General features: G+C 62.7%; 3 protein-coding genes. All 3 read left to right on the forward strand.

Annotated features, from left to right (window positions below; all coding sequences use genetic code 11):
- A partial coding sequence (locus tag FEZ60_RS32160) for a non-ribosomal peptide synthetase (protein WP_172937946.1) occupies positions 1-5,048 on the forward strand: 5,048 nt, incomplete at its 5' end.
- A 121-nt stretch (positions 5,049-5,169) separates the two neighbouring features.
- On the forward strand, positions 5,170-18,882 hold the full coding sequence (locus FEZ60_RS32165) for a non-ribosomal peptide synthetase (protein WP_172937947.1): 13,713 nt from the start codon (positions 5,170-5,172) through the stop codon (positions 18,880-18,882).
- A 211-nt stretch (positions 18,883-19,093) separates the two neighbouring features.
- On the forward strand, positions 19,094-22,457 hold a 3,364-nt coding region (locus tag FEZ60_RS32170), incomplete at its 3' end, for a non-ribosomal peptide synthetase (protein ID WP_172937948.1).

Consider the following 22,457-nt stretch of genomic DNA (forward strand, 5'->3'; position numbering starts at 1 on the left):
ATGATTTCTTCGAGTTGGGTGGCAACTCCCTCATCGCGACTCGGGTTGTCATGCGGATCGCCGAAGAACTCGAGACGGCCGTACCGGTTCGCCTTCTGTTCGAAGCGTCCACCGTTCAGGAACTCGCCGCACGTCTCGAATCGCACGTCGGCGAAGGAAGCCGCCTTGCGCTGACAGCTCAGGATCGTCCGGAAGAGATTCCGCTTTCTCTTGCGCAGCAACGTATGTGGTTCCTCAACCGGTTCGACGGCTCCGCCGGTGCCTACAACATGCCGTTTGCTCTGCGACTGAGCGGCGAACTCGATCTGAGGGCGATGCGTGCGGCTATCGGCGACGTCGTTGCCCGTCACGAAACCCTGCGCACTGTGTATCCGGAAACCGATTCGGGACCGGTCCAGGTCATCGAACCGGTAGGACATACGCCGGTGCAATTGGACGTCGAAAGCGTCACGGAAGCCGAGATTGTCGGCAAGCTGGTCGAATTGGCGTCGACGAGGTTCGACGTGACGGCCGAAATCCCGCTGCGGATTCGGTTGTTCCAGGTAGCCGAGAACGAGTACGTTCTCGCCGTCGTGGTGCACCACATCGCCGCGGACGGTTCCTCGACTACTCCGTTCGCCCGCGACCTCGTCATGGCCTACGCGGCACGGGCGCAGGGAACGGCGCCGGGTTGGGCTCCGCTGGACGTGCAGTACGCCGATTACAGCCTGTGGCAGCGCGAGGTGCTGGGCAGCGAGGACGACCCGGAATCCGTGTCGTCCGAACAGATCGCCTACTGGAGCCAGGCTTTGGCCGGGCTGCCGGACCAGCTGGACCTGCCGACGGACCGTCTGCGTCCCGCCGCGCAGTCGTACCGCGGTGGCTACCTTCAGTTCGAGATCGACGCAGCAGTGCATCAGGGTCTGTCGGCGCTGGCCCGTGAGCACGGCACCACCTTGTTCATGGTCACGCACGCGGCGTTTGCGGTCCTGCTGGCGCGCTTGTCCGGTACCGACGACATCGCGGTGGGCACCCCGATCGCCGGTCGTGGTGAGCGTGCGCTCGACGATCTGATCGGCATGTTCGTCAATACCCTGGTATTCCGGACACACGTCGACGGCGCAGACAGCTTCACGGAACTGCTTGCCCGCGTGCGAGAGAACGATCTGCAGGCATTCGCGCATGCCGACGTTCCGTTCGAGCGACTGGTCGAGGTTCTCAACCCCGCGCGTTCGACTGCTCGTCACCCGCTCTACCAGGTGGGATTCCTCTTCCAGAACATGGAACAGGCAAGCCTGGAACTGCCTGGTCTCGCAGTGAAGGGCCTGGAGATCGACAACGGTGTTGCCCAGTTCGATCTGCAGTTGATCGTCGGTGACAACTACGACGAGCGTGGTGTTGCCTCGGGCATCTCGGCCGTATTCAGCTACGCGCACGACCTTTTCGACGAGTCGACAGTCCAGTCCTTTGCTGATCGGTTCAACACCGTTCTGGCTGCGGTTGTTGCCGATCCGTCGGTCGTGGTCGGCGACATCGTCGTGCTCGATCCGCATGAGTCGAATCAGGTTCTGCAGGAATGGAATGCAACGGAGCATGTACTCGACTCCGACGCGACACTGGTCGACCTGTTCGATCAGCAGGTTGCCGCGCACGGTGATTCCGTCGCGTTGGTCCATGGACTCGAATCGCTGACGTATGCCGAGTTCGACAACAAGGTCAACCGACTCGCCCGTCACCTGATCGGAATGGGAGTCGGTCCGGAGTCGTTGGTGGCGTTGGGAATGCGACGCTCCATCGACCTGGTGATCGGCATGTACGCCGTTGCCAAGGCAGGCGGCGGTTACGTCCCGATCGATCCGGATCATCCGGCCGATCGCACCGGGTACGTCCTCGAGATGGCCGCGCCGGTGTGCGTGCTCAGCACCGAGAACGACGCGCCGTCGCTCGTGGGGATCGACAACGTTCTGGTCATCGACACCCTCGATCTGTCGGGCGTCTCCGGAGCGCCTGTACACGGCGACGAGCGGATCGCACCGCTTCGTTCGGCGAATACCGCGTACGTGATCTTCACGTCGGGATCGACCGGCAAGCCGAAGGGTGTGGCGCTGTCCCACGCCGCGATCGTCAATCAGCTTCTGTGGAAGCGTGATCGCTACGGTCTCGACCAGACCGACGCAATGTTGCTCAAGACCGCAGCAACATTCGACCTCTCGGTCTGGGAGTTCTGGTCCGCCTTGACATCCGGGTCCCGCCTGGTCATCGCCGACCCGGACGGCCACAAGGACGCCGAGTACATGCTGGCGCTCATCGCCCAGGAGAAGGTGACGACGCTGCACGCGGTGCCGTCCATGCTCTCGATGCTGACGGCCGCGGCAGACGGCACTCTTCCGCAGTCGCTCGAGCGTGTCCTTGCCATCGGTGAGGCCTTGCCCGCGGCAACGGCGGCAGAGTTCCGCAAGGTGTCCGATGCGGCACTGGTCAATCTGTACGGTCCGACTGAGGCTGCGGTGTCAGTGACGGCGCACGATGTGGACGAGAGCGACACCTCGTCGGTCTCGATCGGTGCCCCGGAATGGAATACGCAGGTCTACGTGCTCGACGAGCGACTGCATCCGGTCCCGGTCGGAGTCACCGGTGAGCTGTACCTGGCCGGAACCCAGTTGGCTCGCGGTTATCACGGCCGCGCCGACCTGACGTCGGAACGCTTTGTCGCCAACACCTTCGGAGAACCGGGCTCACGTCTGTACCGCACCGGCGACCTCGTTGTCTGGCGCAGTGGCGGTGAACTCGAGTACGTCGATCGTGCCGACTTCCAGGTGAAGATCCGTGGCTACCGCATCGAACTCGGTGAGATCGAAGCTGTTATCAGAGCTGCTGAGTCCGTGGACGCCGCGGTTGTCGTCGCGAAAACCGATCCGCGACTGGGGGATCGACTGGTCGGTTACCTCGTTCCGCAGGCCGGGGCCACCGTCGACGTCGACAGTGTGAAGGCGGAACTCGTCCGCGAGTTGCCGAGTTACATGGTGCCGTCGGCGTTGATGGTGCTGAGCGAATTGCCGCTCAACATCAACGGCAAGATCGATCGAAAGGCGCTGCCGGAACCCGAATTCGAGGCAACGGAATTCCGTGCCCCGAGCAACCCGGTCGAGGAGATCGTGGCGTCGGTGTTTGCCGAAGTCCTTGGCGTTCCACGAGTCGGGTTGGACGACGACTTCTTCGATCTCGGTGGAAACTCGCTGATCGCCACGCAGGTTGTCGCACGGTTGGGTCAGGCGCTTGATGCCCAGATCCCGGTGCGGATCATCTTCGAAGCGTCGACTGTCGGACTGCTGGCGTCGCGGGTGCTCGAACATGCCGGTTCCGGTTCGCGGGCACAGTTGGTGGCGCAGGAACGGCCGTCGCAGATTCCGTTGTCGCTCGCTCAGCAGCGGATGTGGGTTCTCAACCAGATCGACCGCAGGTCTGCCGCGTACAACATCCCGGTCGCGATCCGGATGTCCGGCGATCTCGACGTCGCAGCATTGCAGTCGGCCGTCTCCGACCTTGTTGCTCGCCACGAGATCCTGCGGACGTTCTATCCCGATCTCGGGGACGGCCCGACGCAGTCGATTCAGTCCAAGTCGGCAGCCGTTGTCGACATGGCCGTGCTGTATGTCGGCGAAGACACGATTGGGGCCGAGGTCGCGAAGGTCGTCGGTCAGGGCTTCGACGTCACTGCCGGTGTTCCCCTGCGCGTTCGCCTGTTCCAGATCACGCCCACCGAGCATGTCCTGATCGTTGTGGTCCACCACATCAGCGGCGACGCATTCTCGATGGCTCCGATGATCAGGGACACGATGATCGCGTACACGGCGCGTACCGGGGGAGCGGCACCCGAATGGGCTCCGCTCGAAGTCCAGTACGCGGACTACACGTTGTGGCAGCGCGACGTTCTGGGTTCCGAGGACGATCCGGATAGCGAGCTGTCGACGCAGCTTGCCTACTGGACGCAGGAACTCGCCGGCGTTCCCGAACTTCTGGAACTGCCGACGGACCGTCCTCGTCCGCCGACGCAGTCGATGAAGGGTGCGGACTTCCTGTTCACGCTCGGCGCGGACTCCACGCGTCGAATCGCGGAAATCGCGCGCGAGCAGAACTCGACCGTGTTCATGGTCGTGCACGCCGCGTTCTCGGTGCTGCTGTCCAAGCTCAGTGGCTCGAACGACATCGCGATCGGTACCCCGGTGGCGGGCCGCGGCGAGCGAGTCCTGGACGATCTGGTCGGTATGTTCGTCAACACGCTGGTGTTGCGCACGCAGGTGAAACCGGCAACCACGTTTGTCGACCTACTGCAGCAGGTGAAGGAGAAGGACCTCGCGGCGTTCGGAAATGCAGACGTGCCGTTCGAGCGTCTGGTCGAGCAGGTCGGGCGTGAGCGCTCACAGGCGTACTCACCGCTGTTCCAGGTGATGCTCACGTTCCAGAACATGGCACTTGGCACGTTTGCGCTGCCAGGGCTCGAACTGTCGGCGGTGGATGACGGATTCGACTCGGCGATGTTCGACCTGCAGCTCACCGGTATCGAGGAGTTCGACGAGCGCGGTGCGCTGTCCGATATCCGGATGCGGTTCACCTACGCAACCGATCTGTACGACGCCGCGACCATGGAACTGTTCGCAGCCAGGTTGCGGGCCGTGGTCGACGCCGTTGCCGCAGATCCGACGGTGGTTCTGCGGACCATCGACATCGTGACGGACTTCGAACGCGCGCTGATCGAGGCAGCCGAGCCGAAGACTGCCGCCGATCTTCCGGACCTCGCAGCAGCGGCCGCCGCAGCAGATCCGACGGCGGTTGCCTTCACACACGGCGACACCGTGGTGACCTTCACACAGCTGGCCGAGAAGTTGGCGCTGATGAGAGCGACGATGGGTGCCGCGCTGGGTGCGGATGCCTTGATCTCCGTGTCTCTGACCGGCTTGGTTCCGGGAATTCTCCCGGCGCTCGGTGCTGACGGAATTGCCTCGTTGGTGAGCTCTTTGATTGCGGATGCGCAGGCGAGCGCGGAAAAGGGTGACCGTATCGACGGGTAATATGCAGTATTTGCCCAGTGGGCGGCATCGGGACGGCACACACTGTGCCTTACCGGTGCCGCCGTGTGTTGTCAGTTCGTGCTGTTGTCGGCTCGTGCGCAGTCAGTTGGAGGAAGCCTAGATGTCCGTCGGAATACCTGGACCACAGTCGCTGACGATCGAGGATCTCCCGAGACTGATCGCAGCGGTTGCCGAGGTGGAACCGGGCCGGCGCGCACTTGCCCACGGCGATACGGATATCAGCTACGAACGTCTACACAGCGAGCTCACAACCCTCGACGCAGCGATGGGCGGCGCGTTGGGGGCCGACGCGCTCGTCCCTGTTGTCATCTCCACCGTGTTACCTGAGCTGATCGCATCCCAGGACGGCGGACTCGGCGGCGTCGTGGACGCGTTGATCGCCGACGCCACGTCTGTGGTTGCCGTCGACGAGCCGACCGTTGTCGAGACAACCCTGGTGAGTCTGTTCGACGAGCAGGTGTCGCGAACCCCCGATGCGATTGCACTCAGGTTCGGTGACACGTCGCTGACGTATGCCGAATTCGACGGCCGTGTCAATCAGCTCGCCCGCGAACTGGTCCGACGTGGGGTCGGGCCGGACACACTGGTCGGTCTCGGTATCCGGCGGTCCGTGGAACTGCTGGTGGCGATGTACGCGATCGTGAAGGCGGGCGGCGCGTATGTGCCACTCGATCCCGATCATCCAGCCGAACGCGTGGCCTACGTCCTCGATGTCGCGGCGCCGGTCCTGGTGCTGACGGTGTCCACTGACGAGCTGACCCTCCCGGATGGTGTTTCCGTCCTCGAGATGGACACGACCGATGTGTCGGTGCATTCCGCCGAGCCGCTCGCCGATACCGACCGGCGCTCACCGCTGCGCGCGGACAATCTCGCGTACGTCATCTTCACCTCCGGCTCCACCGGGCGTCCCAAGGGCGTCGGGGTTGCCCACGGTGCCATCGTCGCCAACCTCGTGTGGCGCCAGGACGAGTACGCCTTCACCGCCGCGGATGTCGTCTTTCAGAAGACGCCCTTCACGTTCGACGTGTCGGTGTGGGAGTTCTTCTGGCCGTTGCAGATCGGTGCATCGCTTGTCATCGCGGAGCCGGACGGACATCGTGATCCCGCGTATGTCGCCCGCACCATGATCGAGTACGGCGTCACGGTCGTTCACTTCGTGCCGTCGATGCTGGCCGTTTTTGTCGCCGAACCCACGGTTTCCGAGATCACCACTCTCCGTTACGTTTTTGCATCCGGTGAAGCGCTTCCGGCGCAGACGGCGGCGCGTCTGCGCGACGTCAGTTCGGCTGCGCTGCACAATCTTTACGGTCCGACCGAAGCTGCCGTCGACGTCACCTACTACGCCACCGGCGAGCAGGACGAGGTGGCCGTTCCGATCGGACGCGCGGTAGCCGGCACCGAACTACTGGTGCTCGACGACGCCCTGCGGGCGGTTCCTCCCGGAGTCCCCGGCGAGTTGTACCTTGCCGGTGTCCAATTGGCGCGCGGCTATGTCGCCCGTCCTGATCTCTCGGCCGATCGGTTTGTTGCGCATCCCACCGAGGCCGGTGCTCGTATGTACCGGACCGGCGACCTCGTTCGCTGGCGCGGGCTTGGTGCTCAGCGACTCCTCGAGTACATCGGCCGCACCGACTTTCAGGTGAAACTGCGCGGGCTGCGCATCGAACTCGGCGAGATCGAATCCGCACTTCTCGACAACGCTGCAATCGCGCAGGCGGCTGTTCTCGTCCATTCCGACGCGACTCTTGGTGACAACCTCGTGGCGTACGTGGTTCCCGCGCTAGGTGTTTTACTCGACACCGACGCTCTTGCAGATGAATTGGGCGGGCGCCTGCCGGACTACATGGTGCCGTCGCTGTTTGTCGAACTCGAGGCATTTCCGCTCAACGCCAGCGGCAAGCTGGATCGCAAGGCTCTGCCGGCACCCGAGTTCACAGCGCAGGTTGTCGAATACCGCGCACCGAGCACCCCGGTCGAGAAGACGTTGGTCGCGATCTTTGCCGACTTGCTCGGCCGCGACGATCTCGGCATCGACGACGGATTCTTCGACCTCGGTGGTAACTCGCTCCTCGCAACCCGGGTCGTGGCACGCGCCAACGCCGAACTCGGCGTGGAACTCGACATGCGAGCTTTCTTCGATGCTCCGACCGTATCCGAATTAGCCTCTCTGGTAGTAGATTCGGCCGGAAGTGGTACCAGGGATCCGCTGGTTGCTCGAGAGCGTCCGGCACAGATACCGCTGTCGTTGGCGCAGCAGCGCATGTGGTTCCTCAACCGGTTCGATTCCGCGTCGGCCGTCGATCACATTCCAGTGGCACTCCGGCTGACCGGCGCCCTCGACGTCGAGGCGCTACGCGCCGCGATCACCGATCTGGTCGAGCGCCATGAGAGCCTGCGCACCGTCTATCCCGAAATCGACGGCGTCGGATACCAGCAGGTTCTCGCCGCGTCGGACGTCGTGCTGGACCTGACCCCGGTTGTGGTCACGGAATCCGACCTGATCGACCGTGTCACTGCTGTTGTCACCGAGGGCTTCGACGTCACGACGCAGGTTCCGTTGCGGGCCCGCCTGTTCCACGTCGCAGACTCGGAATACGTCCTCGTCTTTGTGGTTCACCACATCAGCGGCGACGGTTTCTCGATGGGGCCGATGGTCCGCGACGTTGTGAGTGCCTACGCAGCTCGATCGCAGGGTTCAGCGCCCGATTTTGCTCCTTTGGGGGTCCAGTACGCGGACTTCACGCTGTGGCAGCGGTCCGTTCTCGGTGACGAGAGCGACCCGGAATCGTTGATTTCGCGGCAGATCGACTACTGGACGCATCAGTTGGCAGGGATGCCGGAACTGCTCGAACTTCCGACAGATCGCCCGCGCCCTGCTGTGGCAACCAACCGTGGTGCGTCGCACCAGTTCTCGATCGAGAAGAACTTGCTCGTCCGGCTCGAATCGTTGGCGCAGCAACACAAGGCTTCGGTCTTCATGGTGCTGCACAGTGCCATTGCCGTCCTGCTTGCCCGGTTGTCCGCTACATCGGATATCGCGATCGGTACGCCGGTCGCAGGTCGTGGCGATCGCGCTCTCGACGATGTGATCGGAATGTTCGTCAACACTCTGGTCCTGCGCACCGAGATCGACTCCGCGAGTTCGTTCGTGGACGTGCTGAAAGCCGCTCGCGCGACCGATCTTGATGCCTTCGGCCATACGGACGTTCCGTTCGAGCGCCTTGTCGAGGTCCTTGATCCCGCCCGCTCACAGGCGCACAACCCGCTCTTCCAGGTCATGCTGGCGTTTCAGAACCTCGGCCAGAGTGAACACGGCGCTACCGATATCGGCGGGTTGACGGTCACGGGCGTCGAACTCGAATCCGCGGTGGCCAAGTTCGACCTCCAGTTCACCGTCTGGGAAGACCCCGAGCACGGCGGGCTGTCGATCATGATCGATTACGCCACAGATCTTTTCGATCCGTCGACCATCGATTCTGTTGCCTCACGGTTGGCGGCGCTCCTCGGCGTCGTCGCGGAAGATCCGGCCATCGTGGTCGGTGACATCGACCTGCTCACCGTCGACGAGCGCGAATTGGTGATCGGCACCTGGAATGCGACCGGCCACGAGGTGCCGGAGAAGACACTGGTCGACATGTTTGTCGAACAAGCGCATCGGACTCCGGACGCCACGGCACTCGTCTACGAGGACGAGCTGCTGACCTATCGCGATTTCTCGGCGCGTGTGCATCGACTCGCCCGGATGCTGGTGACGATGGGCGTCGGACCTGACACCTTGGTGGGCTTGGCAATCAGGCGGTCCATCGACTTGGTTGTCGCGATGTACGCGGTGATCGAAGCAGGCGGGGCCTATCTGCCGGTCGATCCCGATCAGCCCGCCGATCGCAACGAGTACGTTCTGGGGACGGCCGGACCGGTGTGCGTGCTGACCACCGATCGTGACGGTTTCACAGCGGGCACCACGGTTGTCTCGTTGGATTCGCTGGATACTTCCCAGTTCTCGGACGCAGCGCTTGTCGATACCGATCGGCTGGCGCCGCTGCGGCCGGACAACACGGCGTACGTGATCTTTACGTCCGGTTCGACCGGTAAGCCGAAGGGTGTTGCGGTATCGCATCGGGCGATCGTGAATCGCCTGGTGTGGATGCAGGCCGAGTACGGACTGGCCGGTGATGACGTGGTGTTGCAGAAGACGCCGTTCACGTTCGACGTGTCGGTGTGGGAGTTCTTCTGGCCGTTGCAGGTTGGTGCCCGGTTGGCTGTTGCCGAGCCGGACGGACACCGCGACCCCGCCTACCTCGCGTCCGCCATTTCGGAGTACGGCGTCACCACCGCTCACTTTGTTCCGTCGATGCTCGACGTGTTTGTCGGCGAACCCTCAGTGGCGGCGTGTACTTCTTTGACCCGGGTGTTCGCCTCCGGTGAGGCGTTGACACCACAGGTGGCGTCAACGCTGCGGACGGTTCTTCCCGCTGCGCGCTTGCATAACCTGTACGGTCCGACCGAGGCCGCGGTCGACGTGACGTACCACGAGGTCACCGAATCCGACGTCGCAAGTGTGCCGATCGGTGTGCCGGTGTGGAACACCCGGGCGCTGGTGCTCGACTCGCGGTTGCATCCGGTGCCGGTCGGAGTTGCGGGGGAGTTGTACCTCGCCGGTGTCCAGCTTGCACGCGGCTACCTGGCGCGGCCCGATCTGAGCGCCGATCGGTTTGTTGCGGATCCGTTCTCCGGTAACGGGCAGCGGCTTTATCGCACGGGTGACCTGGTGCGGTGGAACAGTTTTGGTGAGATTGAGTACATCGGTCGAACGGATTTCCAGGTCAAGCTGCGCGGACTGCGCATCGAACTCGGTGAAATCGAATCGGCTCTACGCGATCACCCCGCGGTATCCGCGGCGGTAGTACTGGTTCGCAGCGACCAGTTGGTGGCGTATCTGACGCCGGCAGCGGGCGTCAGCCTCGACTGGGACGATATCGCCGATGCGTTGTCGCAGCGGTTGCCCGCATACATGATTCCGGCCTCTCATGTGGTGCTCGACAGCTTCCCACTGGGCTCCTCGGGCAAGCTCGACCGTGCGCAGTTGCCGGATCCAGTGGCTCGTAGTGCCGAGTTCCAGGCGCCGGTCACGGGTGCCGAAATTGCTGTGGCTCAGGTCTTCTCGGACCTTCTGGCAGTCGAGAAGGTGGGATTGGGCGACAATTTCTTTGCTCTGGGGGGTAACTCCCTCATGGCAACTCAGGTTGTTGCGCGGCTGGGACAGAGGCTCGACACCACCGTCGGTGTGCGGACCCTGTTCGACGCACCGACCGTCGGGGCACTTGCTGCCCGTATCGATTCGGGAACCACCACGGCAGCGCGGCCTCCGCTCACCGCGCAGGTCCGGTCGGAGCGTGTGCCGCTCTCGCTCGCGCAGCAACGCATGTGGTTCCTGAACCGCTTCGAACCGGGATCGAATGTCGACAACATCCCAGCCGCACTTCGGCTGACCGGGACACTCGATGTCGACGCGCTCCAGGACGCTCTCGACGATCTGGTGCGTCGTCACGAGAGCTTGCGAACTATTTACCCCGAGATCGACGGCGTCGGTTACCAGCAGGTTCTCGAACCCGCTCGTCTGATCAATCTTGCGCCGATCGACGTGGATGCCGATGATGTGGTGGCTCAGGTCGCCGCTGTGGTGGCGCCCGGGTTCGACGTGACCACCGAAGTGCCCATTCGAGTTTCGCTCTTGCGGATCACCGATTCCGAGTTCGTTCTCGTATTTGTCGTCCATCACATCAGTGGTGACGGATTCTCGATGCTTCCGTTGGTTCGGGACGTCGTCGCGGCATACGGTGCGCGATCGGCCGGAGCGGCGCCGCAGTGGGAACCACTTCCGGTGCAGTTTGCCGATTTTGCTTTGTGGCAGCGCGAAGTCCTGGGCAGCGAGAGCGATCCGGACTCGGTGATTTCCGGGCAGTTCGACTATTGGCGAACACAATTGGCCGGTGTTCCGGATCAACTCGAGTTGCCGACGGATCGTCCGCGGCCCCGAATTGCAACCAATCAGGGTGCCTACCACGACTTCTCCGTTGATGCGGATTTGCTCGAGCGCTTGAACGCGGTCGCCCAGGCATCGAACGCCTCGCTGTTCATGGTTGTGCATTCTGCGCTTGCGCTGCTGCTCGCAAAGCTGTCGAGTTCCGCCGACATCGTGATCGGCACTCCCGTTGCCGGACGCGGTGAGCAAGTGCTCGACAACGTCATCGGAATGTTCGTCAACACGTTGGTACTGCGAACCGATATCGATCCGGCGTCGACGGTCGCCGACCTGATCCACCGCGCCCGTGAAACCGATCTCGGCGCATTCGATCACGCGGACGTCCCGTTCGAGAGCCTTGTCGAGATCATCAACCCCGAACGGTCACAGGCCCGGAACCCGCTGTTCCAGGTCATGCTGACAATGCAGAACCTCGGTGGCTCTAGTCCGGAGTCGGCAGCGATGAACGGTGTTGCGGTGTCCGCCGTGGACATCGAATCGCCCGTCGCGAAGTTCGATCTCCAGCTGACGGTGAGCGAGGCGCCACAGGGCGGCCTTCTTGCGCAGTTCAACTATGCAACAGACCTTTTCGACGCAGCAACCGTGCAACTGTTTGCGCAGCGTTACGTCACGATTCTGCGCGCCCTGGCGGATGATACTTCTGCTGTCATCGGCGACATCGACGTATCGAGTGCCGACGAGCGTCAGCGGGTGCTCGTCGAATGGAACTCGACCGAGCGTCGTGTTCCCGACTCCACCCTGGTAGATCTCTTCGACGCCCAGGGGTCGGCAACACCGGATGCGCCGGCACTCACGTTCGACGCTACGACGCTGACATACGCGGAATTCGACGCCCGGATCAATCGTCTTGCACGCCATTTGATCTCGATCGGTGTCGGTCCCGATGCCATGGTGGGATTGTCGATGCGACGATCGCTCGACCTGCTTGTCGCGATGTACGCGATAGTGAAGGCAGGCGGCGCGTACGTTCCGATCGATCCGGATCAGCCGACCGAACGTAACGAGTACGTTCTTTCGACCGCGGCTCCGATCTGTGTCCTCACGACCTCGCTGGACCAATTCGAGACGTCAGTCTGCCCGGTTGTTCAGGTCGACACGATCGACCTGTCCGCTCACTCGGACGCTGCGATCTCCGATGCAGATCGCCTGGCACCGCTGCGGCCGGACAACACGGCGTACGTGATCTTTACTTCCGGTTCGACCGGTAAGCCGAAGGGTGTTGCGGTTTCGCATCGGGCGATCGTGAATCGTCTGGTGTGGATGCAGGCCGAGTACGGGCTGACCGGCGATGACGTGGTGTTGCAGAAGACGCCTTTCACGTTCGACGTGTCTGTGTGGGAGTTCTTCTGGCCGTTGCAGGTTGGCGCTCGGTTGATCGTTGCTGCAGTGGACGGACACCGGGAACCGGCATACCTCGCAGCTGCTATCGCGGAACACGGCGTCACCACTGTCCACTTCGTGCCCTCGATGCTCGAACTGTTTGTCGCAGAACCCGCAGTTCGCGGAGCGGATGCTCTGCGTCGGGTATTTGCCTCGGGCGAAGCGCTGCCGCCGCAGGTTGCGCAGGAACTGTGCACACTCCTTCCGCGGGCTCGACTGCACAATCTGTACGGGCCTACCGAAGCGGCAGTCGACGTCACATTCCACGAGGTCACGCCATCGGATTCCGAGATCGTCCCGATCGGATCGCCGGTCTGGAACACTCGTGTCCTGGTGTTGGATTCGCGTCTGCGCCCGGCGCCGGTGGGTGTCTCGGGTGAGCTGTACCTGGCGGGAATCCAGTTGGCGCGCGGCTACGTCGGTCGGCCGGACCTCACGGCAGATCGTTTTGTCGCAGATCCTTACGGACCTTCCGGCAGTCGGCTGTATCGCACGGGTGACCTGGCGCGGTGGAAACGGTCGAGCGGAGCGAGGGGGGATGATTCCAGCGTTGGTGAGATCGAATACATCGGGCGGACCGACTTCCAGGTCAAACTTCGCGGATTGCGGATCGAACTGGGCGAGATCGAGGCAGCATTGCGCGATCAGCCGTCCGTTGCGTCGGCTGCGGTGGCAGTGCGCAACGAACAATTGGTTGCCTACGTTGTGGGACACGCCGGCGCGGTAGTGGACTGGGCATCGGTCGAGACAGCACTGGCCGCACGACTGCCCGGCTACATGGTCCCGACTGCGCACGTTGAGCTCGAGGCATTCCCGCTGGGCACGTCCGGCAAGCTGGATCGCAAGCAGTTGCCCGATCCTGTTGCTCAGATCGCTGCCTTCCGTGAGCCACGGAGCGTGGCGGAGCTTGCGGTCGCGCGGATTTTCTCCGACCTGCTCGGCATCGAGCAGGTTGGCCTCGACGATGATTTCTTCTCGCTCGGCGGCAACTCGCTCATCGCGACTCAGGTCGTTGCGCGACTCGGCGAGGCGCTCGACACGACGGTTCCTGTTCGCCTGCTGTTCGACGCGTCCAGTGTGGAATCCTTTGCCTCGCTTATCGACTCGCAATCCGGTAAGGGCGCCCGCCCGCCGCTGGTGGCGCAGGAACGACCGGATCGTGTTCCGTTGTCGATTGCGCAGCAACGCATGTGGTTCCTCAACCGGTTCGACGCGTCCTCGGGTGTGGACAACATCCCGGTGGCCATCAGGCTGACCGGAGAGCTGGACATTGCGGCGATGCAGGCTGCGCTGGTGGACGTGTTCGAACGTCATGAGATTTTGCGAACGGTGTATCCCGAGATCGACGGCGTCGGCTATCAGCAGTTGGTGGATGTGGACCGGATGGTTCCGGATCTGACGCCGGTTCGCATTCACGAATCCGTTGTCATCGATCGGGTTGCAGGCGTGATCCTTCCCGGATTCGACGTCACCCACGAGGCGTCGGTTCGAGCGCAATTGTTCGATTTGAGCCAGTCCGAGTACGTCCTCGTTTTTGTGATCCATCACATCAGCGGTGACGGCTTCTCGATGGGCCCGCTGATCCGCGACTTCGTCTCCGCGTATGTTGCACGGTCGCAAGGGCAGTCGCCGCAGTGGCAACCATTGCCGGTGCAGTACGCCGACTTTGCGTTGTGGCAGCGGCAGATCCTCGGCAGCGAGGACGATCCCGAATCGGTTATCTCCGAGCAGGTCACGTACTGGCAGGAACGCTTGGCCGGCATTCCGGACCAGTTGGATCTGCCGACGGATCGTCCGCGGCCGCGCATCGAATCGCACCGCGGAGCGGGATACGATTTCTCGATCGATGCCGAGCTCCGGGCGGGTCTCGATCGAGTGGCCCGTGAGGTCAATGCATCGCTCTTCATGGTGGTGCACAGCGCCCTGGCGGTCGTGCTCGCGAGGTTGTCCGGGACATCGGACATCGTGATCGGTACCCCGGCCGCCGGCCGTGGTGAACGGGCTCTCGACGATCTGATCGGTATGTTCGTCAATACCCTGGTGCTTCGCGCCGAGGTCGACCCCGAATCGTCGTTCGCAGACTTGGTCAGACATGTCCGGGAATCGGATCTCGGCGCGTTCTCGCACGCGGACGTCCCCTTCGAACGGCTCGTCGAGATTCTCAACCCCGAGCGATCTCAGGCCAGGCATGCGTTGTTCCAGGTCGGTCTGGCGTTCCAGAACTTGCAGCGATCGGTTCTGCAGTTGCAGGATCTGGACGTTGCCGACTTCGCGTTGCCGGACCTGCTGGCAAAGGTCGATCTGCAACTGACCTTGATCGAGTCCGAGTCTTCTGGCAACGGAGGACTGACCGCCCAGTTCACATACGCGACCGACCTGTTCGACGAGTCGACTATCGCATCCCTCGCGAACCGATTCCTCCGCGTTCTGAATGCTGCAGTAGTCGACTCGGCGCAGGTGGTCGGCGACATCGATATCATCGAAACATCCGAACACGCACAGATTCTCGGCTGGTCACGGGGCAGTGACGAGGACCGGCTCGACGCGTCACCGATGACGTTGTTCGCGCAGTACGTCGACACCGATCCGTCGGCGTGCGCAGTGGTTGCCGGTGACGTCGAATTGTCCTACGGGGACCTCGATGCACTGTCCTCGGTCGCGGCCGCTCAACTCGTCGTCGCCGGCGTCCGTCCGGACGACGTTGTCGGCTTGATCCTGCCGAGGTCCTGGCAGTGGGTCGTAGCGATGGTGGCTGTGTGGAAAGCCGGTGCCGGCTATCTTCCGATCGACCCTGCTCTTCCGGAAGAACGGGTGAGCGCACTGCTCACCGATATCGCGGCACGGTGTGTGGTGGCGATCGAGACGCCCGACCTCGATCTCCCAGTGGTGCTGATCGGTGACGAGCACGTGGTCGCTGCCGACGCACCGGGTTGGGTCGATCGTTGGCGTGAGGACGGCGCGGATGCCCGAGTCGGCTACGTCATTTCGACGTCCGGTTCGACCGGGCGACCGAAGCCGACCGTCGTTCCGATGGCAGGTATAGCGAATACCGTTGCGTGGTATAACTCTTCGCTGCCAGCACGCGCCGGGGTTGCAGTGGCGTCGTCACCGAGTTTCGACCTCACGCAGAAGAACGTGTGGGGACCACTGACGAGTGGTGGAAGTGTGCACCTCGCACCCGCCGGCTTCGACCCGAGTGAGATCCTTCGTGTCATCGCAGACGAGCGAGTCACGACGGCAAACATGTCACCCAGTGCTTTCGACGCTCTGATCGATTCCGACGAAGACGACGTGCTGGCAAGCCTCGAGGTGGTGTTCCTCGGCGGAGAGCCGATACAGGTCAGCCGTCTGGGGCACCTGCTTTCGCGCGGAGTTCGAATCGTGAACAGCTACGGTCCCACCGAAGCGTCGGATGTGGTGTCGTTCCAACAGGCGACGGCAGCGGACACGCTTGGTGTTCCGATCGGCTCACCGGTGCCGAACATCGATCTCTATGTGCTGGATTCACGGTTGGGTCTCGTTCCGTCCGGAGTTGTCGGCGAGCTGTACGTCGGTGGTATCGGAGTCGGCCGTGGTTACGGCAACCGGTACGACCTGACGGCAGAACGGTTTGTTGCCAACCCCTTCGGGGCGGCCGGCGAGCGCATGTATCGAACCGGCGACCTCGTGCGCCGCAACACGGCCGGTGAGCTCGAGTACATCGGGCGCACGGACTTCCAGGTCAAGATCCGCGGTTTACGCATCGAGCTCGGTGAGATCGAATCTGCCTTGAACGCTGTGGATTCCGTCGGGACCGCCGTCGTCACAGTCCACGCTGACTCGGCGGTGGGCGACCGGTTGGTTGCCTATGTCGTTGGCGTCCCAGGCGCTGTGATCGTTCCGGAAATCCTGCGGGACGCTGTAGCGCAGCGTCTACCGGAGTACATGGTTCCGTCGGCGTTCATCGTCCTGGACTCGGTGCCGCTCAACGCGAACGGAAAGATCGACCGTCGGAGCCTGCCCGACCCGGTGTTCGACACGGCGCAGTACCGCGAACCGCTCACCGTTGTCGAGAAGGCAGTTGCAGTTGTTTTTGCCGATCTTCTCGGCGTAGACCGAGTCGGACTCGACGACGATTTCTTTGCACTCGGCGGAAACTCGCTAATCGCGACGCGGCTCGCGGCCCGTCTCGGTCAGGGGCTCGATACCACCGTTCCGGTTCGGATGCTGTTCGACGCCACGACAGTTGAAGCACTGGCCCTGGCCATTGCGGCATCGGTAGGGTCGGGTCGACGAAAGTCGCTCGAAGCCGCCGAACGCCCGGACCGGTTGCCACTGTCACTGGCGCAGCAGCGGATGTGGCTTGTCAACCAGATGGACACGGCCGCAGGGACGTACAACATTCCGATGGCGCTGCGGTTGACCGGCGACCTCGACGTCGACGCATTGCGGGCAGCTCTGCGTGATGTCACCGATCGGCACGAGTCGCTCCGGACGTTCTATCCGGCAGACGACAACGGACCAACACAACGGATTCTCGACGTCGACGAGGCGCCGCAGTGCGCCGTCGTTGCCGTTGCGGACGCATCCGAGTTGTACTCGCGCGTCGCCGCTGTGATGTCGACGGGCTTCGACGTCTCCACAGAAGTACCTGTGCGGATGGAACTTCTGCACTGCGGGACCCGTGAGTACGTCTTTGCTCTTGTCGCACACCACATTGCCGCCGACGGTGAGTCGATGGCGCCGTTGGCGCGCGACATGATGATCGCGTACGAAGCCCGTACCCGAGGCAGCATTCCCGGGTGGAGTCCGTTGACCGTGCAGTACGCGGACTTCGCGCTGTGGCAGCGTGACGTCGTGGGTACGGCCGACGAGGCCGACAGTGTCGCTGCCGCTCAACTCGAGTACTGGCGGGGCAAGCTTGCTTCGCTTCCCTCGATGGCCGGACTTCCGACGGATCGCCCACGTCCGAGTGCGGTGTCACCGGCAGCGGGTGCCGTCGAGTTCACCGTCAGTGAGCAGATCCACGCCCGGTTGGTAGAGATCGCCCGCGAACGGAATGCGACTGCCTTCATGGCAGTGCACGCCGCACTGGCCGTATTGGTTGCTCGGGTCGGGGCAATCGACGACTTTGCGATCGGTACCGCAGTAGGCGGGCGAGGGGAGCGTGCGCTCGACGATCTGGTCGGAATGTTCGTGAACACGCTTGCCTTGCGGACTCAGGTAGATACTGCAGCAAGTTTCGACGATCTGGTTGTTGCCGTGCGTGACGTGGATCTGGAGGCCTTCGGGAAGTCCGACCTCCCGTTCGAGGAAGTATCCGAAGCGTTGGGTGCCTCGGCCGACGGACTCTTCCAGATCATCTTGTCGCTGGAACCCGCTGGCGGAGCCGAGTTCTCTCTGCCGGGCTTGACGATCAGCGGAGTCGATTCACCAGTGGCGACCACGAAGTTCGACATGCAACTGACGCTCAGTAGCGCCGCGGACGGATACGGACTCTCCGGCGTCTGGATCTACTCGACTGATCTGTTCGACCAGGGAACCGTCGAATCGTTCGTGGAGCGGTTTGTTCGCGTACTGGAACAGGTAACCGACAACCCGTCGATCCCGGTCGGTGACATCGAATTGCTCACCGCAGCAGAAAAGGACGAGGCTCTCGGCGCTGCAGTTCAGCCCAGCGCTCCGAGTGGATCGAGCGCAGCCCTCCTGCCCCAACTGCTGGCGTCGACAGTCGAGGCTGACCCCGAAGCTCCCGCCGTTGTGGTTGGCGACGAGGAAATCGACTATGCCGCAGTCGATTCACGTTCCTCGCAGCTTGCGCGTCTGCTCATCGATGGTGGCGTCGGTCCAGGAGACTTCGTGAGCCTCTCCGGCGTATCGGGTGCAGGCGAAGTAGTGGCGTGCTGGGCAATTGTCAAGACCGGGGCAGCGATTGCAGTCGGGCAGGCCGGAGAGATTCCGGACTCTGTCGTGACGATCACGCCGGAAACACTCGACGCTGCGGTCGCACAACCCGCGCGTGCGATCACTTACACCGACCGCATTCGCCCGCTCACCGCGGACGACGCTGCATTCCAGGTGTTCGGAGACGGAGCCTGGGAGCAGACGTACGGGGAACTCACCGCAACCCTGTCGACCTGGAGCGAGAAGTACGCGGTTGATGTCGAGTCGCGAGTGCTGCAGACCGGCTCGATCGACGCGAGTGGACGGGTGCCCGCGATTCTGCTCGCTGCATCGGCGGGTGCTGCGTGGGTGGTGGCAGGTAGTGCCATCGAATCGCTCGACGACCTGCTGGCCGACGAGTGGGTGACACACGCGGTGCTGTCGGTGGATGACGCTGCAAGCATCGATCGCAGCGAACTGCCGGATCTCGAACACGTTCTCGAGGAGCACAGCCCACAGTCGTGGTGACCTCACGTACCGCGAGTGGTGGAACTCATATCCACTCGCGGTACACGGCGCTCGGCAACTCCGCGGCTGTAACAATGGCACTCGGTTGCCGATGCATTGTGGGGAGCCGCAACGGGCGAGATGACCGTGAAAACAAGTATTACGCGAAGGTGAGTTGTCTGATGGCGCAAGGGGCCGACGTACACGCAGATCGATCATCGGACGTGATCGCATGAGCGCGGACGATCTGACCCCCGCAAAGACACGCGGAAGCCGCAAACCCCGTCCCACCCGTACTCGCCGCGTTCGAGTGCCCTTGCTGCCGCAGCTACTGGCGGCTGCCGTCGATATCGACCCAGGCGCCGTCGCCATCCGCTTCGACGGTCGTTCCGTCACCTACGCCGAGCTGGATGCCGCGTCGTCGCAGCTGGCGCGTCTCCTCATTGCTCACGGAGTGGGACCGGAAGATCGGGTAGCGATCTCCATCCCACGCTCCGTCGAGTCGGTGTGCGCACTGTGGGCCGTCGCGAAGACCGGGGCCGCATTTGTACCGGTTGATCCCAACTACCCGGCCGACCGCGCCTTGCACATGCTTGTCGATTCCGGCGTCTCGATCGGCTTGACGGTAGGCGCTGTCGCCGACGGACTGCCGGCGAGTTTGCAGTGGTGGGAACTCGACAACGCCGAGTTCCTGGCAAAGGCGGCCGAACTTCCTGCCGAACCGGTGTCGTACACCGAACGTGTCGGAACTTTGCGTGCGGAGCATCCCGCCTACGTGATCTACACCTCGGGTTCGACCGGTCGACCCAAGGGCGTTGTCGTCACGCATGGAGGCATTGCGAACCTGTGTGCCGAGCAGATCGAGCGCTACGGTCTTACTTCTGCATCCCGAACCCTGCACTTTGCATCGCCCAGCTTCGATGCCTCCGTTCTGGAATTGCTCCTCGCATTCGGCACCGGTTCCACGATGGTGATCGCACGCCCCGATGTGTACGGCGGCGACGAGCTCGCCGAACTGCTCACCGAAGAAAAGATCACCCACGCGTTCATGACTCCTGCGGCACTGGGATCGCTCTCTGCGGAGGGTGATTTCGACACGCTCGACGTTGTTGTCGTGGGCGGCGAAGCATGTTCGCCCGCACTGGTGACGCAGTGGGCGCCCGGACGAAAATTCTTCAATGCCTACGGCCCCACCGAAACCACCGTCGTCGCATCGATTGCCGAACTGACGGTCGACAGTCCGGTCACGATCGGCGGCCCGGTGCGCGGCGTCGGACTCTACGTTCTCGACTCCCGCCTGCAGCCGGTGGCGACCGGCACTGCCGGCGAATTGTATGTTTCCGGAACACATCTCGCCCGTGGGTACAACCAGCTGCCCGCGACAACTGCGGCAAGTTTTGTGGCAAACCCGTTCGCGGACACGGGCGAACGTCTGTACCGCACCGGCGACACCGTTCGCTGGATCAAGGCCGGCGACGACCAACGCAGTCTCGAATACCTCGGCCGCGGTGACTCTCAGGTCAAGATTCGCGGATTCCGCATCGAACTCGGTGAGATCGACGCAGTTCTCGCCTCGGTGCCCGGCGTCGAATTTGTGGCGACACTTCCTCGGAGTGGGCCGACGGGTGAACCAGCATTGGTGTCGTATGTAAAGGCCGGAAACACGCTCGACGCTGAGGCATTGACAGTCCACGCACGCGGCGCACTGCCTCGGCACATGGTCCCGGCCGCAATGGTGATGCTCGAAGATATTCCGCTGACCCCGGTCGGCAAGCTCGACGTCGACGCATTGCCGGCGCCCACATTCGAATCGCGCTCGTACCAAGCGCCATCCACGCCTGCCCAGAAGCTTGTGGCCGACGCGATTGCCGATCTGCTCGGCCTCGAACAGGTCGGCGCTTCGGATGATTTCTTCGAATTGGGTGGCAACTCCCTGATCGCCGCCAAGCTGGCCGGTCGTCTGGGCGCAGCGTTCGATACCCGCGTTCAGGTGAAGACTCTGTTCGAAGCGTCTACCGTCGAAGCGCTCGCCGCTCGCATCGAAGCCGAGACGGAAACGATCGGGCATGTGGCCTTGGCGCCGATGGTTCGTCCTGATCGTGTGCCATTGTCTCTTGCGCAACAGCGTATGTGGTTCCTGAGTCGGTTCGACGCGGAATCTGCTGTGAACAATATTCCGATCGTTTTGCGACTGTCCGGTGAACTGGACGTGAGTGCGCTTGCGCGCGCTGTTGAGGATGTTGTCGCTCGGCACGAGGTGCTGCGGACTGTGTATCCGGAGTTCGGTGGTATCGGCTATCAGGACGTTCTCGAAGTATCCACGGCAGATATCGATCTGGATCCTCGGGATCTCGACGAGTCGGAGTTGCTTGCAGCTTTGGCGCCGCTGGTGACCGTTGGGTTCGACGTTTCCGTTGCCGTCCCACTTCGGGTTCGCCTGTTCCGTACCAGCCCAAGTGAATTCGTTCTCGCAATGGTGGTTCACCATATCTCTGCCGACGGTGTTTCGGTGGGTCCTCTGGTGCGTGATGTTGCATTGGCCTATCTTGCCCGGGCGCAGGGCGGCGCGCCGGCGTGGTCGCCGCTTGCGGTGCAATACGCAGATTTTGCGTTGTGGCAGCATGAGGTTTTGGGGGTCGATTCTGATCCGGCGTCGTTGATGTCGGAGCAATTGCGTTATTGGAGTGAGAATCTCGCGGGGTTGCCGGAGAAGATCGATCTGCCGTTCGATCGGAAGCGCCCGGCGGTTGCGTCGACGCGTGGCGCGGTGCATCGTTTCGATATCGACGGTGAGTTGCACAGGGCTCTGGAGCAATTGGCGTTGGATCGTGGTGTTTCGCTGTTCATGGTTGTGCATGCGGCCCTTGCGGTGCTGCTTGCGCGGATGGCGTCGACTGACGACGTGGTTATCGGTTCGCCGATTTCCGGTCGGGGGGAACCTGCGCTCGATGATCTGATCGGGATGTTTGTCAATACGCTGGTGTTGCGTACGCCGGTGACGCCGAATGTATCGTTTGCCGATCTTCTCGATCAGGTTCGTGAAACCGATTTGGGTGCATTTGCCAACGCGGACTTGCCTTTCGAGCGTTTGGTGGAGGTTCTCGATCCGGCCCGTTCGCAGGCGCATCATCCGTTGTTCCAGGTTGCGTTGTTCTTCCAGAACATGGCAGGTGACGCTCTGGAGTTGCCTGACCTGCGAGTCTCGGAGTTCGATGCGGGAATCGATATCGCAAAATTCGACCTTCAGTTGACGGCATCGCCGGTTGAAGGCGAGGCCGGCGTCGGTGCCGGCATGGTGATGTCGTGGCTCTACGCCACAGATCTTTTCGACGCCGTTACTGTTGGCGGGCTAGCCGAGCGCCTGACCACCATTCTCCGTGCGATGGTCACGAATCCGGGAACTGCTGTCGGTGACGTGGAACTGTTGTCCACCAAGGAAATGCAGAACATCCTCGAAGACTTCAACGACACCTCGCGTCCGGTTGTGGGTGGGTTGTTGTTGGATGGTTTTGATTCTGTGGTGGGGGTTTCTTCGGGTTCGCGGGCGGTGGTGTGTGGGGATGTGGTGCTTTCGTATGGGGAGTTCGATGAGCGGG

This window comes from Rhodococcus sp. MS16, assembly GCF_013277795.1.
GTDB lineage: Bacteria > Actinomycetota > Actinomycetes > Mycobacteriales > Mycobacteriaceae > Rhodococcus_F > Rhodococcus_F globerula.

Coding starts and splice junctions, on each gene's coding strand:
- FEZ60_RS32165 (WP_172937947.1), top strand. CDS start 5,170: ATGTCCGTCGGAATACCTGGACCACAGTCGCTGACGATCGAGGATCTC.